The following is a 7,344-nucleotide window of genomic DNA, read 5'->3' on the forward strand; positions in this document are numbered from 1 at the left end:
GGGCTCGGGATCCGGCCGGAAGAGCGGGTCCTGCGGATCCGGCTCGGGTCGGCGCGCCCGGCGCACCAGGTCGATGCGGCGGTTCCGGGCGATGGTGAAGATCCAGGTCGCCGCCGCCGCCCGCTCGGGATCGAAGCTCGCGGCGCGGCGCCAGATCGCGACCATCACCTCCTGCACGATCTCCTCGGCATCGGCCTCCGACGCGCCCCTGCGCATCAGGAAGCCCTTGATCCGTCCGGCATAGCGGCCGAAGAGTTCCACGAAGGCCGAGCGGTCGCCGGCGGCGACCGCCCGCAGCACCGCCGCGTCGCTCGCCCGGGCGTGATCCGTCTCGGTCGTGACGGCCATCTCTGCGGACCCTGTCTCCCGACGCCCGGCCCATCGACGTCACGGCTCGGTGAAAACTGCGCAAGGGGCTGGCAAATTCCCCTCCCGTCACGCTAAACTAGAGCGAGAGCATGGCATAGAACAAGCTTGACCACGGGACCGGGTGTGTCGCAAGCCTCGGCCGGTGAACACAAGCTGGTGAACGAGCAGGAGAGCCTCACGGATGACGTTCGAAGCGTGGAAACCGATCGCGGTCTGCCTCGCGGTCGCTGTGGCCGGGCCGGCCTTCGCCCAGTCGGCCGAGCGCGTGGCCGCGCATACCGACTGGAGCGTTTTCGTCGCGGCCAATCCCAAGGAATGCTACATCGTCTCGCCGCCGGAGAACTGGGTCGCCCGCCGCGACGGCAAGACCGTCGAGGTCAACCGCGGCGACATCCGCCTCTATGTCTCCTTCCGGCCCGAGCGGGGCGTGGCCAACGAGGTCAGCTTCAACAGCGGCTATCCGCTGAAGCCGGGCAATCCAGTCAAGCTCGAGATCGGATCGAACAGCTTTAACCTCAGCCCCGGCGAGGGCGCGGGCGCGGAATGGGCCTGGACCGACCCCGCCGACGACGCCCGGGCGGTCGCGGCGATGCGCGCCGGGGCGGATGCCAGGATCACCGGCGTCTCCGCCCGCGGAACCACGACGGTCGACACCTTCTCGCTCTCGGGCTTCACCGCCGCGATCACCGACGCCGAGGCGCGCTGCAAATAGCAGGCACTCTGGCGTTTTTGGCCGGATCCGCTATGTGAAGGCGCGCGGCCGGGCTTCGGTCGCGTCCGAAGCCGCCGAGTCCGTGTCCCATGCCCGCCAGCGTCCCGATCACCCAGGACCTCGTCACCCTGCCGCGCGCGCGACCGGCGACGGCGCGGCCGAACCTCGTGGGCCTGCCGCGCGCGGATCTCACCGCCGCCCTGATCGCCGCCGGCACGCCCGAAGCCCAGGCGGCCATGCGCACGCGCCAGATCTGGCAGTGGATCTATCACAAGGGCGCGCGCGACTTCGCGGCGATGACCAATCTCGCCCGGGACTACCGCGCGCTCCTGACCGAGTGCTTCTCCATCGCCCGGCCCGAGGTCGTCACCCGACAGGTCTCCTCGGACGGCACGCGGAAATACCTTCTGCGCATCGAGGGCGGCCACGAGATCGAGACGGTCTACATCCCCGAGACCGATCGGGGGACGCTCTGCATCTCGAGCCAGGTCGGCTGCACGCTGACCTGCGCCTTCTGCCACACCGGCACCCAGCGGCTGGTGCGCAACCTCACGCCCGCCGAGATCGTCGGCCAGATCCTCGTGGCCCGGGACGACCTCGGCGACTGGGGCCGGGGCGGGCCCGAGCGGCGGCTGGTCTCGAACATCGTGCTGATGGGCATGGGCGAGCCGCTCTACAACACCGATGCGGTGCGCGACGCCATGCTCATCGCCATGGACGACGAGGGCATCGCGCTCTCGCGGCGGCGCATCACGCTCTCGACCTCCGGCATCGTGCCCGAGATCGCCCGGGTCGGCGAGGAGATCAACTGCCTGCTGGCGATCTCCTTCCACGCCACCACCGACGCGGTGCGCGACCAGCTGGTGCCGATCAATCGCAAATGGAACATCGCCGCGCTGCTCGCCGCCTGCCGCGCCTATCCGCGGGTGTCGAATTCCGAGCGCATCACCTTCGAATACGTCATGCTCAAGGGTGTCAACGACAGCGACGCGGATGCGCGGCGGCTGGTCAGGCTCATCGCCGGCATCCCGGCCAAGATCAACCTCATCCCCTTCAACCCCTGGCCCGGCGCGCCCTACGAGCGGTCCGAGCCCGAGCGCATCGAGGCCTTCGCGGCGATCGTCAACCGCGCCGGCTATTCGAGCCCGGTGCGCCGTCCGCGGGGCGAAGACATCATGGCCGCCTGCGGCCAGCTGAAGAGCGCGACCGAGCGGGCGCGGCGCCTGCGGCCCGCCGCCTCCCCGCCCGCCGGTCCCGCCGGCGTCTGAGAGCAGCGGCTCTCGTTCTCCCGTGGCCAAGGGGTTCCAGCCCGATCGACCCGTGGCGATCGGCGGTGATACTCGGCGCCCCTCGCCCTGCGGCTCGCGCCTCCGGGCGACCGGACCGGTCGAGGCGCCACCGGCGCCTCGCCTCGTCGGTCCGCGTGAGTGCGGTGCGGGCCGCGCGGGGCGCGGCCTTTTCTCTCACCCGAGCCTCGTTTTTTGCGGGGCACTGGGAAGCGCTGTTGGTCTGCGACATCGGCCGGCTCCGCCCCGCGGCAGCGGAATCGGCGGTGACATTGCCGGTTTGGCCGCTTATCCCTGCGCCATGACCCACGACCTGCTCCTCGCGCTGACGGGATTCGCCTTCGTGTCCTCGGTCACGCCGGGGCCGAACAACCTGATGCTGATGGCCTCCGGCGCGAATTTCGGCTTCGGGCGCACCATCCCCCACATGCTCGGCGTGGGCCTGGGCTTCACCTTCATGGTGTTCATCGTGGGCATCGGCCTGATGCAGGTCTTCGAGATGGTCCCGGGCAGCCAGGCGGCGCTGCGCGTCGTCTCCGTGCTCTACCTGCTCTATCTGGCCTGGAAGATCGCCAATGCCGCGCCGCCGGAGGCCGGCGGGGCGGCCGGGCGTCCGCTGACCTTCCTGCAGGCCGCGCTCTTCCAATGGGCCAATCCCAAGGCCTGGGCCATGGCGCTCACCGCGATCACGCTCTATGCGCCGTCGCGCGACGTCGGCGCCGTGCTGGTGGTCGCGGCGGTCTTCGGCGCGATCAACCTGCCCTCGGTCGGCTGCTGGACGCTCATGGGCCGGGGGATTCGCCGCTGGCTCACCAGCCACGGCCGGCTGCGCATCTTCAACCGGACCATGGCGGTCCTGCTCGTCGCCTCGCTCTGGCCGATGCTCGGCCAGGCCGCCTGAGCCCGCGGGGCCGGGAGCCCAAGGGAGGAACCCATGCCCGAGATGACCCGGATCGTTCTCGCCGCGCGCCCCGAAGGCGCGCCCGGCCCGGAGAGCTTCCGCATCGAGCAGGCGCCGATGCCGGAACCGGGGCCGGGCATGGTTCTCCTGCGCACGATCTGGCTCTCGCTCGACCCCTATATGCGCGGGCGCATGGATGCGGCGAAATCCTACGCGGCCCCGGTCGAGGTCGGCGCGACCATGGAGGGCGGCGGCGTGGCCGAGGTCCTCGCCTCGCAGGCGCCCGGCTTCGCCCCCGGCGACGTTGTGGTCGGCCCCACCGGATGGGCGAGCCATGCGGTGGTGCCGGCCGAGGCCCTGCGCAGGATCGACCCGGCCGCCGCGCCGCTCTCCACCGCGCTCGGGGTGCTCGGCATGCCGGGGCTGACCGCCTGGGTCGGGCTCGACCATATCGCCGGCGCCAAGGCGGGCGAGACCATCGTCGTCTCGGCGGCCACCGGTGCGGTGGGCAGCCTCGCGAGCCAGCTCGCCCGCCGCAGGGGGCTGCGGGTGATCGGCGTCGCCGGCGGGGCGGAGAAATGCGCCTATGCGGTCGAGACGCTCGGCTGCGACGCCTGCCTCGACCACCGCGCGCCCGGCGGCGCGGCAGCACTCTCCGAGGCGATCGGCGCCGCGGCGCCGGACGGGGTCGACATCTATTTCGAGAATGTCGGCGGACGGACGCTCGAGGCCGTGCTGCCGCGGATGAACCTCCACGGCCGCATCGCGCTCTGCGGCATGATCGCCTGGTTCTCGGGCAAGGGTGCCGCCGAGCCGATGACCCTGCCCGCGGTCTGGCGCATGATCCTGACGCGCCGGCTCCGGGTGCAGGGCTTCCTGGTCTTCGACCATTTCGACCGGCTGCCGGCGTTCCTCGCCGAGGTGGCGCCGCTCGTGCGCTCGGGCGAGATCGTCTGGCGCGAGTCGGTCGCCGAGGGGCTCGAAGCCGCGCCGGGCGCCTTCCTGCGCCTGCTCGATGGCGGCAATTTCGGCAAGCAACTGGTGCGCGTCGGCCACGACCCGGCCGGAACCTGAGCCCGCCGGGCCCGCAGCGGCGGATCCCCGCGCAAGCCCCGTTCCCAAAACCGCCCGTTAGAGGTATGTAAAGCATATCAGGCAGAAATATCGACGTCCCCAAGGACGCAACGAGCAACGAAACGAGCAGGTACATGACCGAGAGGACGTGGCTAATCGAGGATGGCGCAGATCATCCCGCTACCGACGACACTTCCGCTGCGAAGGCCCTCTGGACGCGCCGCAGCGCCCTCGCCCTTACGGCGGGATTCTTCGCATCCGGAGCGGCGCCCGCGAGGGCGGCCGGCTTCGTGCAGCGCCTCCAGCCCCGGGCCACCCATATCGTGGTGTCCAAGAAGAACCGCGTCCTGGAGCTCAAGTCCGGGCAGGAAATCCTCAGGCGCTACAGGATCCATCTCGGCTTCGCGCCGGACGGCCACAAGACCACGGCCGGCGACGGCCGCACGCCCGAGGGCCAGTACTGGATCGACCGGCGCAACCCGCGCAGCGACTTCTACCTGAGCCTCGGCATCAGCTATCCCAATACCCTCGACTTGGCGCGCGCCCGGGCCATGGGGGTCAATCCCGGCGGGGACATCTTCATCCACGGCGGGCCGCGCCAGAGCGCCGATCGGCGCAAGAAGGACTGGACCGCCGGCTGCATCGCGGTGAGCGACGCGGAGATCGAGGAGATCTGGACCCTGGTGCCCACGGGCACCCCGATCACCATCCTGGGCTGAGCTGCCCGGGCGGATTGCTCGGCGATCACTCGCCGAGCAGTTGCACCCACCAGATCTTGCCCGTGGGCTCCTCGTACCAGCCGAGGCCGAGGCCGCGCGCTGCGGGGTCGAGCAGCACGTTGCGCGTATCCGCGAAATCGAGCCAGGACTTCAGCACCGTCAGGTCGGAATCAGCGCCCTCAGAGATGTTCTCCCCCAGAACCTCGCCGCGGTAGCCGGCGCGGAAGGCCCGTTCCCGCGGGCTGGTCAGGTCGGAGCCGAAATGCCAGGCCCGCCCCTGCACCGCCATGTCCCGGGCATGGGTTGCGGCGGCGGCATTGAGCTGCGCCGAGATCTGCACCGGGCCGACACCCGCCTGGGCGCGGGCGGCATTGACCGCGTCGAGATTGCGCAGCCTGATCGCATCGGCATCGGCGGGATTGATCTTCTGCCCCGTTCCGCCGGATTCGCAGGCCGCGAGCGCGACGAGGACGGTGAGGGCGGCAAGGAACGGGCGAAACATGGCGGGATCCGTCGAATGGTTGCTCACCGCCCGCTGCTTAGCGGCTTTCGCATGCGCCTTCAAACCGAAACCATTGCATCGCCGGTGGAACCCGCTGGCCGAAGTGTGAGTTGCGACAAGGCGCCGGGAGGCCTATTACTGCGCCAGTTTCATCCGCAACGGGAAGAAGGCGGACATGAGCAGCAACGAATACCCCAGGCACACACGCCGCGCCTTCGGGCGGCTCGCGGCGCTCGCAGCATTCGGCGCCGGTCTCGGCGCGACCGGCGCCCTCGCCTCGACCGAGGAGGTCGGGCTCGACGATTACGTGCCCGATTCCCAGGACGCCCGCCTGCTCCGGCGCATCTCCAGCCTGCGGATGCGCCGCTGGCAGGACCATTTCGACAGCATCTCCATGGACGCGATCCTCGCCGACACCAACGACCGGGTGCTGCACTACTGGGCCTCGGACGGCTTCTACCGGGTCTATCCGACCTCGGTGCCGCTCAACGGCAGCCTGACCCGGCGCGGCCGGACCACGGTCGTGCTCAAGCGCCCGGAGCCGGAATGGCGGCCGACCGAGAACATGCTCCAGCGCAATCCGGCGCTGCCGCGCTACGTCGGTCCGGGCCCGGACAACCCGCTCGGAATACGCGCATTAAACCTCGGCTTCCCCGGCGCCTACCGCATCCACGGCACCAACGACATCCGCAAGATCGGGCGCCAATCGTCCAACGGCTGCATCGGCCTGTTCAACGAGCACATCCTGGAGGTGTACGATCGGGCGCAGGTCGGCACTCCGGTGTTGCTAATATGACAACAGTTGTGATTTACTCGAAAAGCCGGCTTTCGACGATTGAAAACGCGAGGGAAGGTTGGTTAGGTTCCAGACATTAGCTTGTCCGATCGCAGGTCCGGGCGAGCTAGCAGTTTCGCAGACCCGCACTCTCTGAGGAGGATAACAATGAAGTATCTCGTAACCACTGCGGCGGCGCTCCTGCTGGCCGGCCAGGCCTTCGCCGGCAACCTCGTGTTCGAGGCCCCCGAAGAGCCGGTCGTCGTCGCCGAACCGGCCCCGATGGGCGGATCGAATGCCGCCTGGCTCATCCCGGTGATCGGTCTCGCCGCGATCGCCTACGCCATCTCCAACGACGACTCCTGATCGCTTCGCGACAGAGAGCGCGGGTCGACGGCCGACGGGTCGCCTGGCCTGTGTGAATTTCACAGGGAAGAAGGACAGTGTCTGCGACGCTGTCCTTCTTTCCGTTTGCAGGGTGTCCCGTCCGACGCTCAGCCCTCCGCCACCTCGTAGTGGTGGAGATGCGAGGCCTCGAGCAGATGCGCTTCCCCGGGCAGCACCACCGGCCGGTTCCAGTTCTCGCCCGCGAAGGCCCTGAGTGCCTTGAGGTCGCGCCACACCGTCACCATGGAGAACTCCCGCGGCGAGTCGGGCCGCGGCAGGCCGACGGTGACCGACACGAGGCCCTCCTGCGTGCGCGTCAGCGGCAGCGCGGTCTCGAGGACGAAGCTGCGGAACGCGCCCTGCTGGCCCTCGTGGACGATCGCGCGGAAGATGCGAAGGATCATGACCGGCCTCCCCTTTTGCCTCGCGAGGGGAGTCTAGCACCGAACCGCGGTGGCTCCGAATCGGCCCAGGCATGACCCGAGCCTCGGGACAGGAAGAAGGCCGCGCAGGGCGCGGGGAGTGCAGCAACACCGCCGGTCGAGGATCGGGACGGGGCGGCCATGGACGGTGCGCAAGGCGCGCCGGCCCCCGGCAGGGCCGGCGCGGCCCGATCGCC

Annotated in this window: 10 protein-coding genes; 7 read left to right on the forward strand and 3 right to left on the reverse strand. The window is 69.9% G+C overall.

Annotated elements, in window-relative coordinates:
• Positions 1 to 348: sigma-70 family RNA polymerase sigma factor (locus tag V7050_RS16065; RefSeq protein WP_324410828.1), on the reverse strand; the 348-nt coding region annotated here is incomplete at its 3' end.
• 202 nt (positions 349 to 550) lie between these two features.
• Here V7050_RS16065 and V7050_RS16070 point away from each other — a divergent pair.
• From V7050_RS16070 to V7050_RS16090, 5 genes are all read left to right on the forward strand, one after another.
• The gene (locus V7050_RS16070; protein WP_324368473.1) at positions 551 to 1,081 is read left to right on the forward strand and encodes an invasion associated locus B family protein; all 531 of its coding nucleotides are present in this window, start codon (positions 551 to 553) and stop codon (positions 1,079 to 1,081) included.
• 89 nt (positions 1,082 to 1,170) lie between these two features.
• Positions 1,171 to 2,349, forward strand: coding sequence for a 23S rRNA (adenine(2503)-C(2))-methyltransferase RlmN (rlmN, locus tag V7050_RS16075; RefSeq protein WP_324368475.1), 1,179 nt, complete (start codon positions 1,171 to 1,173; stop codon positions 2,347 to 2,349).
• Positions 2,350 to 2,668: 319 nt separating this feature from the next.
• Positions 2,669 to 3,268, forward strand: a complete 600-nt coding sequence (locus tag V7050_RS16080) for a LysE family translocator (protein ID WP_324368488.1) — start codon at positions 2,669 to 2,671, stop codon at positions 3,266 to 3,268.
• Between the two features lie 33 nt (positions 3,269 to 3,301).
• Positions 3,302 to 4,342, forward strand: a complete 1,041-nt coding sequence (locus V7050_RS16085; RefSeq protein WP_324368477.1) for an NADP-dependent oxidoreductase — start codon at positions 3,302 to 3,304, stop codon at positions 4,340 to 4,342.
• 134 nt (positions 4,343 to 4,476) lie between these two features.
• Positions 4,477 to 5,061 (forward strand): L,D-transpeptidase family protein, encoded by a 585-nt coding sequence (locus V7050_RS16090; RefSeq protein WP_324368479.1) that lies wholly within the window; start codon positions 4,477 to 4,479, stop codon positions 5,059 to 5,061.
• Between the two features lie 25 nt (positions 5,062 to 5,086).
• On the opposite strand, the gene V7050_RS16095 is transcribed toward V7050_RS16090, so the two are convergent.
• Positions 5,087 to 5,563: a CAP domain-containing protein gene (locus tag V7050_RS16095; RefSeq protein WP_324368481.1), complete on the reverse strand. Its 477-nt coding sequence runs from the start codon at positions 5,561 to 5,563 to the stop codon at positions 5,087 to 5,089.
• A gap of 175 nt (positions 5,564 to 5,738) precedes the next feature.
• Here V7050_RS16095 and V7050_RS16100 point away from each other — a divergent pair, with 175 nt between their 5' ends.
• Complete coding sequence (locus V7050_RS16100) at positions 5,739 to 6,359, forward strand: L,D-transpeptidase (protein ID WP_324368483.1); 621 nt, start codon at positions 5,739 to 5,741, stop codon at positions 6,357 to 6,359.
• Positions 6,360 to 6,506: 147 nt separating this feature from the next.
• On the forward strand, positions 6,507 to 6,704 hold the full coding sequence (locus V7050_RS16105) for a hypothetical protein (RefSeq protein WP_324368485.1): 198 nt from the start codon (positions 6,507 to 6,509) through the stop codon (positions 6,702 to 6,704).
• Between the two features lie 128 nt (positions 6,705 to 6,832).
• On the opposite strand, the gene V7050_RS16110 is transcribed toward V7050_RS16105, so the two are convergent.
• The gene (locus V7050_RS16110) at positions 6,833 to 7,129 is read right to left on the reverse strand and encodes an antibiotic biosynthesis monooxygenase family protein (RefSeq protein WP_324368487.1); all 297 of its coding nucleotides are present in this window, start codon (positions 7,127 to 7,129) and stop codon (positions 6,833 to 6,835) included.
• Positions 7,130 to 7,344 lie beyond the last annotated feature (215 nt).

Source organism: Amaricoccus sp., assembly GCF_036846665.1.
Taxonomy (GTDB): domain Bacteria; phylum Pseudomonadota; class Alphaproteobacteria; order Rhodobacterales; family Rhodobacteraceae; genus Amaricoccus.